The sequence below is a fragment of the Streptomyces sp. CBMA152 genome, from assembly GCF_014596475.1.
In the GTDB taxonomy this organism is placed as follows: domain Bacteria; phylum Actinomycetota; class Actinomycetes; order Streptomycetales; family Streptomycetaceae; genus Streptomyces.
Genome location: NZ_MECJ01000006.1, coordinates 71,917 through 88,077 on the forward strand (window position 1 = coordinate 71,917; position 16,161 = coordinate 88,077).

A 16,161-nucleotide genomic window follows, 5' to 3' on the forward strand; every position below is an offset into this window, starting at 1 on the left:
CGCCATGAGCAATCTCGATCGTCAAGCCACACTGTCGGTGTGCGGCGGCCGCGGCTTCGTCGTCGCCGAGCCGGTACGCGAGCTGTTGTCGCCGCGTACCGTCAAGCTCGGCGAGTCCACCGAAGTCCGCCGGCTGCTGCCGAACCTCGGCCGCCGCATGGTCGGCGCCTGGGCCTTCGTCGATCACTACGGTCCGGACGACATCGCCGACGAGCCCGGTATGCAGGTGCCGCCGCATCCCCACATGGGGTTGCAGACGGTGAGCTGGCTGCACGAGGGCGAGGTGCTGCACCGCGACAGCCTCGGCAGCCTGCAGACCGTTCGCCCCCGCGAACTGGGCCTGATGACCTCGGGGCGGGCGATCAGCCACTCGGAGGAGAGCCCGAAGCCGCACGCCCGCTTTCTGCACGGCGCCCAGCTCTGGGTCGCCCTGCCCGACGCCCACCGCCACACCGAGCCGCACTTCCAGCACCACGCGGATCTGCCTGTCGTCACCGCGCCCGGCCTCACCGCCACGGTGATCCTCGGCGAACTCGACGGCGCGGCGTCGCCCGGCACCACCTACACCCCGCTGGTCGGCGCCGACCTGACCCTCGCCGCCGGGACCGAGACGAGGCTGCCGCTCGACCCCGACTTCGAGTACGCGGTCCTCGCGATGTCCGGCGAGGCCCATGTGGACGGCGTCCCGGTGCTGCCCGGCTCCATGCTCTACCTCGGCTGCGGCCGCACCGAACTCCCGCTGCGGGCCGCCTCCGACGCGGGCCTGATGCTGCTCGGCGGCGAGCCGTTCGAGGAGGAGATCCTGATGTGGTGGAACTACATCGCGCGTTCGCAGGCGGAAATCGAGGAGGCGCGGACGGCCTGGATGGAGGGGTCGCTCTTCGGTGAGGTGAAGGGCTACGCCGGGGAGCGGCTCTCCGCGCCCGAGCTCCCGCCGGTGCCGTTGAAGCCGCGCGGCCGGGTGCGCTGACCTGGGCTTTTCATAGTCCGGTCGACGTACGGATGGGATGGGTCCCGAGGGTGTCCTCGGGGCCCTTCTTGCTGCCCGCAACCCGGAACGTTCCGGATGCCTCATGCCGGGCACCCCCGGCTACCTTGCGGGTCGCCGACGGCGGACGACGCCGCCGCGCACACGACTCCGTACAGGAAAAGGAAGAGGTGCCGTGCGCAGAACGCGAACCACCCTGCTGGGGGCGCTCGTCGCGCTCACGTCCCCGACCACGGCGCCCAGCGCCTTCGCATGCAACGACACCCCCTTCCAGAGCTGGTCGTGACCATGGAGGACCGAGAGATGACGATCCCGTCGCAGCCCGACCGCGCGCCCAGCAGGCGCACCGCGCTGAAGGCCGGCATGGGCCTCGCGCTGGGCGCGGGAGTGGCCGCGCCCGGCACCGCATCCGCCGCGCCGCGCGGCACTCAAGGCGCCGCCCTGGCGCGGCAGGTCGGCACCCCGCTGTGCGAACAGCCCGGGGACTCGGCGAGCGCGCAGGGGCTGGCCTCGGGTGACCTGGGCATCCCGTACTTCCGGGAGCACGACGGCAGTTGGGGCTACGTCTTCGGGGACAGCTGGACGGGGCCCCGGCAGAGCGGTGACTGGATCGGCTCTCCGGTCATGCTGAACCAGGCGAAGTTCGACAGCTCGGGCGGCACACCGATCTCCTTCACCTGGGCGATGCCCACGGGCGGCGCGGCGGGCCAGCTCTTCGACTACCGGCACAACGCGGACAACGGCTACGGCGACACCGAGGTCTCCCGCATACCCAACGACTGCATCGAGTTCGGCGGCCGCACCTACATCCAGTACACCTCGGTGTTCACCTGGGACCCGCCCGCCGGGTGGGACGGGTCGCTGATGTCCGGCGTGGCCTACTCCGACGACCACGGCGTGACCTGGCACGACTACCCCTACCACTGGCCCGGTGACCGCCTGGGCGCCAACCAGAGCATGTACGGCATGTGGTCGTTCGCGGGCATCGACAACGGCTATCTGTACATCTTCTCCAAGCGCTGGAACGGCGGGCACAAGAACACGGGGGACGGGGGCGCGATCCAGCTGTTCAGGATCTCGCCGGACGAGTTCCGGGCGGGGAACTTCGGGGCGCAGGAGAACTGGGCCTATCTGGACGGCCGTTGGCAGTGGACCAGGGACGTCGGCCCGTCGGTCATCCTCTCCGGCAACAACATCGGCGAGTTCTCCGTGAAGCGCATCGGCGGCACGTACTGCATGAGCTACCTGGACGTGGCGGACTACTCGATCTGCACCCGCACCGCCTCCCGGCCCGACGCGGTCTGGTCGGCCCCCAAGGTACAGATAGTCGGGAACAGTGGCTGGCCGGCCAGCCACTGGGGCAAGCCCCAACTGCCCTTCCTGTACGGCGGATACATCCACCCGGGCAGTGCCGGTGCGACCTCGCTGACCCTGATCGTGTCGCAGTGGTCCTCGGACGCGAACCGGCAGACCACCGCCTACCGGGTCCTCCAGTACGACGGCATCAACCCCTGACCCCCTGAGCGCGAGGCCCGGACATGACACAGGCGCGGCCCCGGACACCGGGGCCGCGCCGTCGCTGTGCCGTGCGTCAGTTGGTGGTGATCCAGGTGCCCCTGGCGGCGGTCCAGTGGATGGTGGCTTTCTGGAAGACCTGCTTCACACCGCCGGGTTCGTCCTGTTCGTCGGTGGTGGGGTAGCCGAGTTTGGCTTCGTGCCCGGCCGTGTGGAACGCGTCGTAGATGGCGTCGTGGACGATGTGGGTGCCGGTCTGGGGGGACCACAGGAAGAGGCCGTGTTCGAAGAACTGGTAACGGCCCCGAGTACCGTCGGGAGCGGCGGAGGCGTCGGCCTCGTCCATGGTGGGAAAGCCCCAGCGGCGTTCGGAGTCCGTCGCCCAGAACCGCTGCAGGATGTCCCCGCGCACGGCGTACGCCGCGTCCGGATGCCAGATGATCATGCCGTTCTGGAACACTTGGAAGCGACCGCCCAGCGCGGAGTCGCGCTCACCTGTGGTCGGCGTGCCCAGGGCGCCGTTCGCGCCGCCCATGCTGTCGTACTTCACCGCGATCGAGCCGTACGGGATCTTGTCGTCGAGCTGGTTGTAGCGGCGCGGCGCGAACCCGCGCAGCCCGTTGCCCCACACGCGCTCCTCGGCCACGTGCCCGAAGTCGTACTCCTCGCGCACCACCGGCTGCGTGTGCGCCGGATCGGCCCACCGTACGAACAGCGCCACGTGGTGCGTGCCGCCGTCGACGTCCATGAGCAGGGCATCGCCGGGCTGGAGGTCGTTCGCGGGGATGTCGGAGGTGACGTTCCACAGGTCCCAGGTGGTCAGCGCCCTGCTGAGGTTCCAGGCCATCGACACGAAGCCGGAGCAGTCGGGGCGGTAGCAGCCGAACTGGTTCGCGTGGCAGCCGTCCCAGCTGTACGGCACCTGCTCGGCCACCCACGACGCCGAGCGGTCCATCACCTCGCCGCGACCGATCGTGCCGTCCGGCACCGAGGCACTCGCGGCGGGGGCCGTGGTCAGCGTCGCCGCGAGCGCCGCCAGCAGCAGAACCAACGCCCCCAGAGCGCGCCGGAGATTCGGTGATCTCATCAGTTTCTCCAGGTCAGTTGGTGGTGATCCAGGCGCCCCTGGCGGCGGTCCAGTGGATGGTGGCCTTCTGGAAGACCTGCTTCACACCGCCGGGTTCGTCCTGTTCGTCGGTGGTGGGGTAGCCGAGTTTGGCTTCGTGTCCCGCTGTGTGGAAGGCGTCGTAGATGGCGTCGTGGACGATGTGGGTGCCGGTCTGTGGGGACCAGAGGAAGAGGCCGTGTTCGAAGTACTGGTAGCGGCCGCGGGTGCCGTCGGGGGCGGCCGCAGCGTCGGCCTCGTCCATGGTCGGGAAGCCCCAGCGGCGTTCCGCGTCGGTCGCCCAGAACCGTTGCAGGATGTCGCCGTACACGGCGTACGCCGCGTCCGGATGCCAGATCACGATGCCGTTCTTGAACAGCTGGAAGCGGCCGCCCAGGGACGCGTCCTCCTCGGCGCGCACCGGAGCGCCGAGCGGACCCCCGCCGCCGCCCAGCGCCGCGTACTTCGCGCCGATCGTGCCGTACGGCTGGAACGCCTCGTCCCGCATGGCCCGGGCCTTGTCCTCGGCGGTGTCGTACTTCCAGCCGTAGGCGGAACGCTGCACGGCCTGGGCCAGTTCGCCGGCGGTGCTGCCCGCCCAGTCGGGCTCCATCTGCTGGGCCACTTCGAAGAACTTGTTCGCCGCGTAGTCGACGTCGAGGCACTGCGCGGGCTGGCACCAGCCCTGCGAGGGCCGCTGCTGGAACACGCCGAGCGAATCCCGGTCCCCGCAGTTCAGGTTGTTCATACGGGACTCGATCCAGCCGGTCTCGAAGCCGGCCAGCATCACCTTGTCGGAGACGCCCCGGCGCTGTCCGACCTCGTACACCTTGCGCGTCACCGCGATGTCCCGGTCCGGCGGGATGTCGCAGAAGTCGGCGGCCGGCGCGGCATGCGCGAGCGGGCCGGGTACGGGGCCCGGGCCCTGGGCCCAGGCCGGGCCGCTCAGCAGCGACACGGCCGCCATGGTCAGCGAAACCGCTGCGCCGCGTCTCGCGCGGCTCGTACGACGTGGGGCTGTGCCAGACACGTTCCTGCTCCTCTGCTCCGGAAGTCGCCCTGCGGCGAAGGGAGTTGAGGTGCCAGGTGGGACACCACGGCACCGGGCAGGCAAGCTAGCCAGCGGTTGGCCGCGCGCGGCACCCGGAACGCTCCGGAGTGACAGCGCCGTCGGGAGGAGGGGAGGGTGGGGAGCATGTGCGGGACCGAAGGGCGGTGCCTACCGGTGGTGAGCGGGAGCGGGGCAGGCGGGGAGCGCGGGGTGGTCCCGGGTGCGGACGGCGGGCAGCCAGGCGACGGGCGCGGTGGCGTCCGCGTCGAGGCGGACGCGGAACCACCTGGTGGAGACGGCGTCGGTCTCGTCGATGATGGGCTTCCCGTCCGCCAACTCGCAGTCGGCGTCGAGGACATCGCCGTGCCACACCCGCTGGGGCACCACGTTGTCGGCGGTGTAGGCCCGCATCGGGTCGATGGCCAGGCCGAGGCTGCACTCGGCGTCCCGGGTGGGCCGCAGCCTGCACGGCAGATCGGCGTTGAACACCCGGACGTGGACGACGGGCTCGCCGCGGTCCGGCAGGGCCGCCGCGCCGTCGCCGGCTGCGGCCGCCCAGAGGACCGCGGTGGCCGCACCCGCCTTGAGGGCGAGGAGCGCGGTCCGGCCCCGCTTGCCGCGCCGGGGCGATCCGGCCGATCCGTCGGCCAGGTGCGCGGTGATCCGGGCGAGCAGCCGCTCCGCCGTGTGCTCGGCGCGCGCGGCATGGTCGGGGGCCAGGCAGTCGGCGGCCAGGGCACGCCAGAACGGCGGGACCGCGTCGTCCATGCGCAGCGGGGCACGCCCGTCCGCGTACTCCTGCGCCGCGGCGCCGCGAGAGACCGGGGTGGCGCCCGGGAACGGGGAGGCACCGCCGGTGAACACCTCGTGGATCATGACGCCGAGGGCCCAGATGTCGGCGGTGGGCCGTATCCGTACGCCGTGCTCGCCGAGCGGGGCCTTCCAGCGTTCCGGCGGGAGGTAGTCCATGGTGCCCATGGGCGGGGCGTAGCCATGGGTGCCGTCGGCGCCGGTCAGCTCCGTGGCGAGCCCGAAGTCGGAGAGTCTGACCGAACGGTCCGACATGAGAAGGACGTTGTCCGGTTTGAGGTCGCCGTGCACCCAGCCGCTGCGGTGCAGATGGGCCAGCCCTTCGCAGATGCCGGCCAACAGGCGGGCGGCCTCGGTCGCGGTCACCCCGGTGCCGAGCGCGTCCCGCAGGCTGCCCCGGGCGCGCTCCATGACCAGGACGATCGCACCGTCCAGGGACGGCCGGTCCGGGTCGCTGAGCACGACGGAGTCGAGGAGGCGGATCAGCCGTGGGTGGGGGGCGCGGCGGGCGAGTTCGACCTCGCGCCGGGCCGCCTCGGCGATCTTCCGCGCCTGGCGCGGCGCGAGCCCGGCCGTCGGCAGGAACTTCAGCGCCACCTCGCGCGGATCCGCCGAACGCTCCCCGTCGTACTCGACATCCAGGCCCGCGTGGACGGTCGCCCAGCCGCCGGCGCCGATCGGCTCCCCGACCTCCCAGCGCCCGACGCGGTGACCGCGCGGGAGCACGTCGGTGCGGTCACCGCTGTCCGGGGCACCGGCCGTGCCCCGCACCGCACCACCACCCCGGTTCATCGCACCGCTGGCCGCTCTGACACCCGGGCCCCGGCGGCGCCCCGGCGCGGGAGGAGCGCGAGGTGCTCCTCACGCACGAGGCCGAACCGCAGCGCGACCGAGACGACCGCCTCGCGCTTGCCGTTGCGGCGGGCGCCCCGGCTCGGCTCGTGCCGCTCGGCCGGGGTGCTGAGCCGCATCTTCTCCTCGGCGAGGTAGTCGATGTGCGAGCTGACCGCCCGTGACGTCAGGCCGACGCAGCCGGGATGGCCCTGGAGGCGTTCGACGATCTGAGGAGTGGTCGGCACCGCGAGCGGCGATTCGTCCCGCAGCCGTGGTTCGCAGAGCGCGACCAGTACGAGGAAGTAGATGGCCGTCTCGTCCATCGAGTACGCCATGAGGGTGTGGCTGCCCCACGGGCCGCCCGCGCGGTCCGGGTCGAGGTAGACGTGGTCGGGTGCGAACACCTGGAAGGCGACCGTGGTGCCGCTGCGCGTGGGCAGCACGACCCGGGCGAACTCGAACGGGATGGGCGCCCCGGCCCGCCGTGGCGGAACCCTCAGATACTCCCCGGCGCCCTCGGGGTTCTCCACCAGATAGCTCTGGGTGGCGCTGTGGTTGCTGAGCTGCCAGTGGTCGTCCGTCACCCGGATCTCCCCGGCGAGGCGGGAGATCGCCGCGTCCACGAGGCGCAGCTCCACCGGGCTCGTCGCGGAGCCCCGTCCGAAGCGGGCCACCTCACCGGGGCCGAGCCGCAGCGTCACGGGGTCCGCGCCCGGCTCCGCCCGCGGGCCGCAACTGCCCGGCGGCAGATGAATGACTATCCCGCTCATGATCCCTACTGCCTCTGCACCCCGTCCACGCCCGGCCCGTCCATCACATAACGGACGAACCTCCCTGGCGGGCGCGGTACATCTGAAGGATGGCGTGACCGGAGCCTGAAGGTCCATCAGGTTTCCCGTCACAAATGCGAGAGGACGGCGCTCGACGGATCCATGGGCTTGAGGAGGCGCTTGAGGGCCGGTGGACCACGGTTTCGCACGGTGGAACGGGTTCCAGTACGGCGCGAGGCGGACTCTGCGAGGAGTTGAACGAGGGTCAACTTTTGGCCAATCGCGGTGCGGCCGCCTTTACGTACGTGGCGCTGGGCGCGGGAATCCCGGCGTCACCCCGCCCCGCCGCCGACGCACGATCGCCCGTCGAGGCATGGCATGTCACCCCGGATCGTTCCGGATGCCCTGCCCGATGCCGTCGCACCTACCTTGTCGACCGTGTCCGACAGACCGACCAGCCCGAAGCCCGGAGAGCAGTGATGCCGACGATCGCGACCATCGGCCCGTTGACGGACACCGTGCTCGAGCGGCGGGAGCGCGAGGTGCTCCACTCGATCGGCTGCGGGCTGCGGGACGACGAGATCGCCGCCGCCCTCGGCATTCCCGAGGACACCGTGGCCGGGCACGTCGCGCGGATCCTCGCGAAACTCGGCCTGCGCGACCGGGCCGCCGCCATCGTCCACGCCTTCGACTGCGGTCTGGTCGTGCCCGGCGACGGCCCCCGCACGGCCGGGCCCCGGACGGGCGTGGGCCGGGCGGCCGGACCGAAGGTGCGGATCTCCGCTCTCGGGCCGTTGCAGGCATCGGCGGACGGCCGACCGCTGAAACTGGGGCATCTGCGGCAGCAGGCCGTACTGGCGGCGCTGGCGTTGTGCGCGGGGCGGGCGGTCAGCCAGCGGGAACTCCTCGACGGGGTATGGGGGATGGAACAACCGGTGACGAACGTGGTGCCGGTGTACGTGTACCGACTGCGCAAGGCCCTGCACACCGGGGACGGTCCCCACTCGCTGATCGAGCACGATCAGTGCGGCTACCGCCTGGTTCCCGGCGCGGCCGAAGTGGACGTGGTGCGCATGGAGGAACTGGTCGTCGAGGCAGGGGCGGCCGTCCGGGCGGGTGAACCGGCCGAGGCGGTCCACCTCTGCTCCCGGGCACTGGACCTGTTTCGAGGGGAGCCGCTGAGCGGCCTGCCCGGGCCGCTCGCCGAGCTGGAGCGGCTGCGGCTCACCGAGCGCAGGATCTCCCTCGTGCGGCGGAAGTCGGAGTTGCAGATACGACTCGGCCGGCTCTCCGAAGCGACCGCCGAGCTGGTCGCCCTGTCCGCGGCGCATCCCCTGCACGAGCCGGTGGCGGCGATGCTGATGCGCGCGCTCTTCCGAGGCGGCCGACAGGCCGACGCACTCACCGTGTTCGACCGCACCCGTCACCGCCTGTCCGACGACCTGGGGATGCCGCCGAGTCGGATGCTGCGCAGGACGTACGAGATGATCCTGCGCGGGGACGAAGCAAGCCTCGGCCTCACCAGCACCACGCGGTGAAGCCGAAGCGCTCTCCGTTATTACCAGCTCGCCGGGGACCAGACGCCGTTGTACCACTGTTCGTTGGCGCTGTCGTTGTGGTGGTCCATGTCGAAGTCGACGTCGTAGTTGTGCATGTGGTTGCCCGGGTAGGTCCAGATGCCTGCGGACTCGTCACAGACGTAGTCCACCGTGCAGATCGTCTTGACGGGAATGTTGCCGAAGAACCTGTCGGCGCCGGCCAGCGGAGCGCCGATGATGCCGCCGAACGGCACGGCTCCACCGTTGGCTCCGGGCGGGCCCTGGCGCTTGGGGTCGGCGATGAGGATCGCGTTGACGTTGCCGAAGGTCTGCCAGTTCTCGGTGACCCAGACGTGCACCACCCCGGCGCCAAGCGAGTACCCGCCGATCTTGACGTGCTGGTCGGGGCAGGCGGCACGCTGGTCGCGGACGAGCCGGTTCAGCTCGTTGACGCCCGCGCGGGTGCTCGCGCCGTTGGGGATCTGGGTGGGATACCCGACGTGCTGCTGGATGTTGCCCCGGAAGCCGTCGTTGTTCCACGAGCTGCCCGTGCCACCGACGACGATCGTGTACGTGCCGTCGCAGGAGGCCGCCGCCCGTGCCGTGGCCGTGGACGCCTGCGTCGCCGAAAGCCCCATGGTCAGCAGCAGACCGGCCACCGCGGATGCGACCCTTTTCGCGCGCATGGTTTTGCTCCTCAATTCGTGTGCGTGGTCGAGGTGTTGATGGTCCGTACGCCCCGGGTCCGTGTGCCCCGGAGGTCTGTACGCCCGGGAGGGGCCGTACGGTCAGGAGGCGACGGTCCGCAGGTTCGCGTCGATGAACGGGATGACCTGCTTGAGGTGGAAGTTCTCCCAGTTCTGGGCACCGATCGCGGTGTGCTGGTTGAGCCAGTTGGCATACCAGCCCCGGGGCCCGCCGTCCGGGATGACGGTGATCATCTGGTTCGACGTGGTCAGTGCCGGATAGTTCTGCTGGACCGGGTCGTCGGGCGAACCGTGCAGGAAGTAGAGCACCGGGTAACGCCGTGCCGGGTCGTCGTAGTATCCGCTCGGCAGAATGATCTTGATGTGGTGCTTGCCCGTGACCTCGGGCGTGGTCACGGTGATGGAGAAGTTGGTCGGACCGCCTTGCGCCGTGTCGACCTGGGTGAGGCCGAAGCCGTCCTGCAGCGGTGGCGGCGCGGTGCCACCGTCGGCGGCCTGCGCCACGCCTGCCGGCGCGGCGAATCCCACGACGGCGACCATCAGCGCGAGTACCACGCGCCACCGACTCGATGTCCTCGTCACAGAGTTCCCCCTCCTGAGTCCTGTTCGTTGCGAGGAACGAAACCTATGAGGCGGCGATGAAATGCCGATGAATCGCCTAGGAAAGGACCTTGGTCTCCAGTACCGGTGAGGCTGTGATCTGGTCCTCCGTGTAGCGCTCGGTCACCCACTGGCCCGCCGAGAACAGCTTGGTCTGGTCGGCGTAGTGCGGTGAGTTCGGGTTGGCCGACTGGGAGTAGGTCAGCACCGAGTACGCCTCGGGCGGCCCTTCGGCGGTGAACCGCACCTGCTGGATGAAACTGGACCCGAAGACGATGTCCACCTTGCCGTCGACCATGGCGGGAGTGGCCACGTCGAGCACGCCCAGTTCGTGGAGCGAGCCGTGGATCGGGATCTTCTCACCGTTGCGGGTGACGTTCTGGATGCTGGAGAGCGGCGCGTCCAGCGCGATGCCCGCCTTGCGCAGCGCGAGGACCGCGCGGGCGAGCGAGTTGCGTACGACGTCGTTCCCGAAGTCCAGCGAATTGGGCGTGTGCACCGGATCCTTGGCGTCGAAGCCGGTCCGCCACGGCAGCTTCTCGATCGCCTGCCCGTTCTGCAGGGAGACCCAGAAGTTCTCGAACAGCCACGAACCCCGGCTGTCCGACGAGTACTTGTGGCTCTTCCAGGCGGCCAGGATCGGGCACGCCTCGCTGATGTTGACCAGGTTGCCGTCCACCACGACGAGTCCGAACGCGGTGTTCCGACACGCCGTCACCGTGGCGTCCAGGGCCAGGTCGGCCGCCCTGCTGTTGTCGGCGAACAGCAACTGCCCCATGTTCTGCGGGGTGAAGCCCCGGCCCGGCAGGCCGTCGGTGCCGTCGATCCGGTTCTGCGCGGTCAGGAGCAGCTCCTGGGTGCGCAGCGACCGGGGAGCCGCCATCCGGTCGCGGTGAGGCACGACGGGGCGTGCTCGTCGGTGATATTCGGGGTGGCTTGGATGTCCGCGTACAGGGCGTTGCCCTTGCGGTCGGAGGCGACGGTGTTGAAGAAGGGCACGCCCTCCGTTGTCTCCCGGGTGTTCACCACGTCGTGGACGTCGGTGGCCTGGTCGAGGTGGAACCAGGTGTTCAACGCCCGCAGGTTGTCCATGTTCACATCGCGCACCGCGTGCGCGCTGACCACCCAGGGCAGCGAGATGCCCTGGACCGACGAGGTGATGGGGCCGTAGCGGGTGGCCCACAGGGTCCTGGTGACCTTGCCGAGGGAGCCGTCCTTGTTCAGCACGTCCACGCTGACCTGCTGCGAGGTCATCTTCTGCCAGGCGCCGTCCACCAGGTAGTCGGTGGGGTTGAGCGGATCCACCTGCACGTCGAACAGCCCGAACGGGGCCACCGTGGCGACCGTGTGGCTCCAGGCGACGTTGTCGTTGTGGCCGATGTTGAGCGCGGGGAACCCGAGCAGACTGCCACCGGTGACGTTGATCTTTCCCGGGATGGTCAGCTGGCTCTGCCACATCCGGTTCTTGCCCTGCCACGGGAAGTGCGGGTTGGCCAGCATCATGCTGGTGCCGCCGGACACGCCCTGCGAACCGACCGCCAGGGCGTTGCTGCCCATGCTCTTCTGTCGGCCGACGGCCATCGCGTCGCGGATCTTCTTCGCGGTCTGCTCGGGTGAGGCCGTCGGCGGTGCGGCGGCGGCCGAGGCTCCCGGTGGCACGGCGGTCACCTCACCGTTGAGGAGCGGGTCGGCGGTGCCCATGATGATCTCGGCGTGCGCGTGCCGGTAGACGTCCAGCTCGGTGATGGGCCGCACCCAGGCCGCACCGCGACAGGCCGGGTCGGTGATGTTGCCGACGCCCGTCTCGGTCAGGTACCTGTTGTACCCCTGAACGTAGCCGCGAATGGCCTCTTTGACCGCCGGCTCCGGGCCGTTGGGGGCGGGCTGGTCGATCAGCCGTTCCACCACGCGGTTGTCGTTGATCCGCTGGAAGTAGATGTCGCTGTTGAGGTTGGTCGTGGTGTTCTGCTGCTCGCCGGGGCTCGCCATGCCGTCGGGCCCCAGATAGCGGGACAGCTGGGCGTCGACCATCGGATACGTCTGGGCCAGGGTGCAGTTGTTGTCCTTGGCCGCCGCGTATCCGTAGCCCGTTCCCAGCCCCTCCCAGTTGGAGGCGATGATGTGCGGGATTCCGTACTCGGTGTAACGGATCGTCGGCTTGTCCGGCCCCTGTACGGCGGCCGGTGCCGCGGTGGCCCCCGGTCCGGCGGCCGTCATCGTACTGATCACCGCCACCGCGGCCATGGCCGCCATCGGCAGCCTCGTTCTGAATCTCCACCGCGCCATCGAATCGTCCTCCCCTGTGGTTCAGCCGTTGTCTGAACTCGGTCACGCTAGGGAGGAGCGATGAAATCCCGATGACGCCGCCGCCGTGCCGTCGAAGCCGCCCGGACGGGTGCGCCGAGAACGGGCGCAGCCCCCGTCGGCGGTGGGCCGACGGGGGCTGCGCGGATGCTCCGGTGGATCAGTGGGCCGGGGCCGGGTAGGTCGGGTACTCCACCCCGGAGACGTGCTGGACGACCCGGATGACCTGGCACGAGTAGCCGAACTCGTTGTCGTACCAGAGGTAGAGGAGCGCGTTGTCGCCGTCCACCTTGGTGGCGCCGGCGTCGACGATCGAGGCGTGGCGCGAGCCGACGAAGTCCATGGAGACGGCGTCGGGGGCGGTCGTGAAGTCGATCTGGCGCTTCAGCGGCGAGTTCAGCGAGACGTCGCGGAGGTACTCCAGGACCTCGTCGCGGGTGGTCTCGCGGCCCAGGCGCAGGCTCAGGATCGCGATCGAGACGTCCGGGACGGGGACGCGGATCGAGCTGCCGGTGATCGGCGCCTTGAGGTCCGGCAGCGCCTTGGCGACGGCGGAGGCGGCACCGGTCTCGGTGATCACCATGTTCAGCGGCGCCGAGCGGCCGCGGCGGTCGGCCGCGTGGTAGTTGTCGAGCAGGTTCTGGTCGTTCGTGAACGAGTGGACGGTCTCCACGTGACCGCGCAGGACGCCGAACTCGTCGTCCATCGCCTTGAGCGGCGGCACGATCGCGTTGGTGGTGCAGGACGCGCAGGACAGGATCTGCTCGTCCGGCTTGATCATGTCGTGGTTGACGCCGTGCACGATGTTCGGGACGTCGCCCTTGCCCGGGGCGGTCAGGACGACCTTGTCGATACCGGGGCGCAGGTGCTTGGAGAGGCCCTCGCGGTCGCGCCACTTGCCGGTGTTGTCGATCAGGATGGCGTCCTTGATGCCGTACGCCGTGTAGTCGACCTCGGAGGGGTCGCCCGCGTAGATCACCTTGATCGCGTTGCCGTTGGCGATGATCGTGCTGTTCGCCTCGTCGACCGTGATCGTGCCGTTGAACTGGCCGTGGATCGAGTCGCGGCGCAGCAGCGAGGCGCGCTTGACGAGGTCGGCGTCGCCGCCGCCGCGCACGACGATGGCGCGCAGCCGCAGACCGTTGCCCGAGCCGGCCTTCTCGATGAGGAGGCGGGCGACGAGGCGGCCGATGCGGCCGAAGCCGTAGAGGACGACGTCGCGGGACTCGCTCCGCTCGATCTTGTTGGCACCCGTGGCGCCGACGACGGCTTCGGCGGTGAACTCCGCCACCGACAGACCGCGGTCGTCGCTCTTGTACTGCGCGGCGAGCATGCCGAGGTCGATCTGGGACGGCCCGAGGTCGAGCTCGGTGAGGGCCTTGAGGAAGGGCAGCGTCTCGGTGACCGAGAGCTCCTCACCGGCGATCTGCCGGGCGAATCGGTGGAGCTTGAGAATGCTGACCACCGACTTGTTCACCAGGGAGCGGCTGTGCAGCAGGACCGTGACGTCCCGCTCCCGGTGCAGCTTCCCGATGATCGGGATCATCGACTCCGCGATCTCCTCGCGGTTCTTCCAGTTAGTGAACGAGTCGTCGTTGACAGTCACAGGCTTATCTCTCGATCGAGCTAGGCGGTGCTCATATGCTAACCCGTCGAGATTTTGATCCTTCAAGCGGTCTCGCCGGGGGACGCCTGGAGCCCCTTCGCCGAGACGACGGCGAAGGGGCTCCAGGCGTAAACGAGCAGTACAGAGGCCTACGGGCGGGTTACCAGCCGGTGCCGATCTGGGTCCGGTCGCCCAGCGCCGTGGCGCCGGTGCCCGGGTAGAAGTAGAGCGCGCCGGTGGCGCCGGACGGGGCCTCGACGGCGTCGAGGTCGCCCTTGCCGTCGCCGTTGAAGTCCGCGCCGACGAGCCCGCGCATCGCGTCCCACCCGCTGCCGATCCTGGTGCGCGAGCCGAGGGTGCTCATCCCGTTCAGCGAGCCGGTGCCCGGGTAGGCCCACAGCGCGCCGGTCCCGTCCATGGCCACCAGGTCGCCCTTGCCGTCACCGTTCAGGTCGCCGGGGGAGGTGAGCTCGGTCATGGTGTCCCAGCCGGAGCCGATCTGCGTACGGTCGCCCAGGGTGTTCGTGCCGTTCAGCGAGCCGGTGCCGGGGTAGGCCCAGAGGTCGCCGCGCACGTCGACGGCCACCAGGTCCGCCCTGCGGTCGCCGTCCACGTCCAGCGCGGTCAGCTCCCGCATCCCGTTCCAGCCCGTGCCGATCTTGACGCGGTCGCCGAGGGTGCCCGTGCCATTGGCGCTGCCGGTGCCCGGGTAGACGTACAGGTTGCCGGTGGCTTTCTCGACGGCCACGAGGTCGGCCTTGCCGTCGCCGGTGTAGTCGGCGGCGGTGAGCTTGTCCATGGCGCCCCAGCCGGTGCCGATCTGGATACGGTCGCCGAAGGTGCCGTTGCCGTTGCCCGGGTAGAGGAACAGCTTCCCGGTGGCCGCCTCGATACCGACCAGGTCCTTCTTGCCGTCACCCGTGAAGTCGGCGGCGGTCAGCTTGGTCATACCCGTCGGCGCGGGGTCCTTCGGCCATGAAGTACGCACGACGATACGGTTGTCGGGGTTCTCGTTGACCATCCACAGCTCGTCGGTGCCGGGCCAGTACGAGAGGTTCTCCAGGTTGATCCCGGTGCGCGTGATGAGGCGCACCGGCTCGTCCGGGTAGGCGTGGTAGAGGCAGCTGGGGATGTTGTAGCCGTGGTGCTCTGCGGGCACGAACTCCGGGCACGGGCCCGAGAGCGCGAACCGGCCCTTGTTCATGGCGACGCCCTGGACGCCGCCCATCGGTGAGGCGAACGCCTCGGCGGCCTGTACGCGGCCGGTGGAGTCGGCCTTCAGCGTGCCGGTGGCGGTGTCGATGGGCCAGCGCACGATCCGGGACGCGACCTTGCCGAAGTCGCCCTCCGTCCCGCCCGGGTCGCCCTCGGCGGTGACCAGCGCGGGCTGGGCGCCGGTGAGGTCGAGCGAGGCCGCGGTGATGCAGGGGCGCTCGGGGACGTCCGCCCCGGGATAAGTGCCGCAGCCGGTGCCCGCGCCGGTGTACTCGTACGTCCCCTGGCGCGGCAGCACATAGTCGTGGCCGCCGCCGTGGGTCCTGCCGTTCGCGTCGACGCCGATCGAGGTGTCGGAGGTGACGTCCATCTGCCAGATGTCGTTGAGGTCGAAGACGTCCAGGGCGCTGCCTATGCTCGCTACATACAGCTTCGAGCCCGACCAGACGATGCCGTTCGCATGCCCCGTGACGATGGGGACGTAGTTGCTGCCGTCGCTGGAGGACGCGACCAACTGGACGTGTTTGTAGGTCACATGGTCCGGATCGGTGACATCGGCGAAGGTGATCCGCTCCATTCCGGCAGGCGAGTTGGTGCCGTACCAGCTGGTGAGGAGGACCTTGCGGCCGTTCACCAGGGTCTGCGACCGGGGCGACTCGCCGGAGCCGGTGAGACCCTGCGGGATCCAGGTTTTGGTCGCGTCGTCCTCGGCCGACCAGCAAAAACCTTGCGCACCTGCCGTGTTGGAGGGGTGGCACAGTGGACGGGCCTGGGTCTGCGAGGAGCTGGCGAGGACGCCGTTGATCGTGGTGCGCTTCAGACCGGGGTGGGATGACTCGAAGCCCGCGGCCCAGCGGGCCTGCGTACCGCTGTCCCGCATTCCCATACCGTCGGTGCCGACATGGGTGATGGTGTTGTACGTGGCGATCGCCCCGTTGGGGACGACGGGGGCGGTGGCCGCGGCGGCCGGGCTCGCGCTCGCGGCCCCCGTGAGCAGTGAGGTCAGGGCCGCGACGGCTGCGGCGGCGCCGTATGCCGAGGTGCGGATTCTACGGACTGGGGTGGTCATGGCGGTGCTGTCCCTTCCTGGATGCGGGGCACGGGGCAGCCGCCGCACC

The 16,161-nt window shown here is 70.0% G+C and carries 12 protein-coding genes and 1 pseudogene; 3 read left to right on the forward strand and 10 right to left on the reverse strand.

Annotation, left to right across the window (positions count from 1 at the left end; translation table 11 throughout):
* Positions 1-4: 4 nt before the first annotated feature.
* Both BG418_RS06015 and BG418_RS06020 read left to right on the forward strand, forming a co-directional pair.
* The gene (locus BG418_RS06015) at positions 5-970 is read left to right on the forward strand and encodes a pirin family protein (protein WP_188272654.1); all 966 of its coding nucleotides are present in this window, start codon (positions 5-7) and stop codon (positions 968-970) included.
* A gap of 321 nt (positions 971-1,291) precedes the next feature.
* Positions 1,292-2,503, forward strand: a complete 1,212-nt coding sequence (locus tag BG418_RS06020) for a DUF4185 domain-containing protein (protein ID WP_188272655.1) — start codon at positions 1,292-1,294, stop codon at positions 2,501-2,503.
* A 76-nt stretch (positions 2,504-2,579) separates the two neighbouring features.
* Here BG418_RS06020 and BG418_RS06025 read toward each other — a convergent pair whose 3' ends face one another.
* From BG418_RS06025 to BG418_RS06040, 4 genes are all read right to left on the reverse strand, one after another.
* Positions 2,580-3,590 carry an NlpC/P60 family protein gene (locus BG418_RS06025; RefSeq protein WP_188272656.1) on the reverse strand — a complete coding sequence of 337 codons (1,011 nt, stop codon included), beginning with the start codon at positions 3,588-3,590 and terminating at the stop codon, positions 2,580-2,582.
* Between the two features lie 13 nt (positions 3,591-3,603).
* A complete protein-coding gene (locus BG418_RS06030) occupies positions 3,604-4,575 on the reverse strand; it encodes an LGFP repeat-containing protein (RefSeq protein WP_188272802.1) in 972 nt (323 codons plus the stop codon).
* Between the two features lie 252 nt (positions 4,576-4,827).
* Entirely contained in the window at positions 4,828-6,261 is a 1,434-nt protein-coding gene (locus BG418_RS06035; RefSeq protein ID WP_188272657.1) for a serine/threonine-protein kinase, read from the reverse strand.
* Positions 6,258-7,073, reverse strand: coding sequence for a serine/threonine protein kinase (locus BG418_RS06040; RefSeq protein ID WP_188272658.1), 816 nt, complete (start codon positions 7,071-7,073; stop codon positions 6,258-6,260). The genes BG418_RS06035 and BG418_RS06040 overlap by 4 nt, the downstream gene beginning before the upstream one ends.
* 479 nt (positions 7,074-7,552) lie before the next feature.
* On the opposite strand from BG418_RS06040, the gene BG418_RS06045 reads away from it, so the two are divergent.
* The gene (locus tag BG418_RS06045) at positions 7,553-8,611 is read left to right on the forward strand and encodes a BTAD domain-containing putative transcriptional regulator (RefSeq protein ID WP_188272659.1); all 1,059 of its coding nucleotides are present in this window, start codon (positions 7,553-7,555) and stop codon (positions 8,609-8,611) included.
* A 20-nt stretch (positions 8,612-8,631) separates the two neighbouring features.
* On the opposite strand, the gene BG418_RS06050 is transcribed toward BG418_RS06045, so the two are convergent.
* From BG418_RS06050 to BG418_RS06070, 6 genes and pseudogenes are all read right to left on the reverse strand, one after another.
* Entirely contained in the window at positions 8,632-9,297 is a 666-nt protein-coding gene (locus tag BG418_RS06050) for a cutinase family protein (protein WP_188272660.1), read from the reverse strand.
* A gap of 111 nt (positions 9,298-9,408) precedes the next feature.
* A pseudogene (locus BG418_RS06055) lies at positions 9,409-9,900 on the reverse strand (alpha/beta hydrolase-fold protein); the annotation flags it as partial.
* Positions 9,901-9,976: 76 nt separating this feature from the next.
* Entirely contained in the window at positions 9,977-10,801 is an 825-nt protein-coding gene (locus BG418_RS40765; RefSeq protein WP_317453525.1) for a penicillin acylase family protein, read from the reverse strand.
* On the reverse strand, positions 10,759-12,171 hold the full coding sequence (locus BG418_RS40770) for a penicillin acylase family protein (protein ID WP_317453526.1): 1,413 nt from the start codon (positions 12,169-12,171) through the stop codon (positions 10,759-10,761). The genes BG418_RS40765 and BG418_RS40770 overlap by 43 nt, the downstream gene beginning before the upstream one ends.
* A 211-nt stretch (positions 12,172-12,382) precedes the next feature.
* Positions 12,383-13,828, reverse strand: a complete 1,446-nt coding sequence (locus BG418_RS06065; protein WP_188272661.1) for a glyceraldehyde-3-phosphate dehydrogenase — start codon at positions 13,826-13,828, stop codon at positions 12,383-12,385.
* Between the two features lie 160 nt (positions 13,829-13,988).
* Positions 13,989-16,112 (reverse strand): VCBS repeat-containing protein, encoded by a 2,124-nt coding sequence (locus BG418_RS06070; protein WP_188272662.1) that lies wholly within the window; start codon positions 16,110-16,112, stop codon positions 13,989-13,991.
* Between the last annotated feature and the right edge of the window lie 49 nt (positions 16,113-16,161).

Coding starts and splice junctions, on each gene's coding strand:
- BG418_RS06025 (WP_188272656.1), bottom strand. CDS start 3,590: ATGAGATCACCGAATCTCCGGCGCGCTCTGGGGGCGTTGGTTCTGCTG.
- BG418_RS06045 (WP_188272659.1), top strand. CDS start 7,553: ATGCCGACGATCGCGACCATCGGCCCGTTGACGGACACCGTGCTCGAG.
- BG418_RS06050 (WP_188272660.1), bottom strand. CDS start 9,297: ATGCGCGCGAAAAGGGTCGCATCCGCGGTGGCCGGTCTGCTGCTGACC.
- BG418_RS40765 (WP_317453525.1), bottom strand. CDS start 10,801: ATGGCGGCTCCCCGGTCGCTGCGCACCCAGGAGCTGCTCCTGACCGCG.
- BG418_RS06015 (WP_188272654.1), top strand. CDS start 5: ATGAGCAATCTCGATCGTCAAGCCACACTGTCGGTGTGCGGCGGCCGC.
- BG418_RS06040 (WP_188272658.1), bottom strand. CDS start 7,073: ATGAGCGGGATAGTCATTCATCTGCCGCCGGGCAGTTGCGGCCCGCGG.
- BG418_RS06035 (WP_188272657.1), bottom strand. CDS start 6,261: ATGAACCGGGGTGGTGGTGCGGTGCGGGGCACGGCCGGTGCCCCGGAC.
- BG418_RS06070 (WP_188272662.1), bottom strand. CDS start 16,112: ATGACCACCCCAGTCCGTAGAATCCGCACCTCGGCATACGGCGCCGCC.
- BG418_RS06020 (WP_188272655.1), top strand. CDS start 1,292: ATGACGATCCCGTCGCAGCCCGACCGCGCGCCCAGCAGGCGCACCGCG.
- BG418_RS06030 (WP_188272802.1), bottom strand. CDS start 4,575: ATGGCGGCCGTGTCGCTGCTGAGCGGCCCGGCCTGGGCCCAGGGCCCG.
- BG418_RS40770 (WP_317453526.1), bottom strand. CDS start 12,171: ATGGCGGCCATGGCCGCGGTGGCGGTGATCAGTACGATGACGGCCGCC.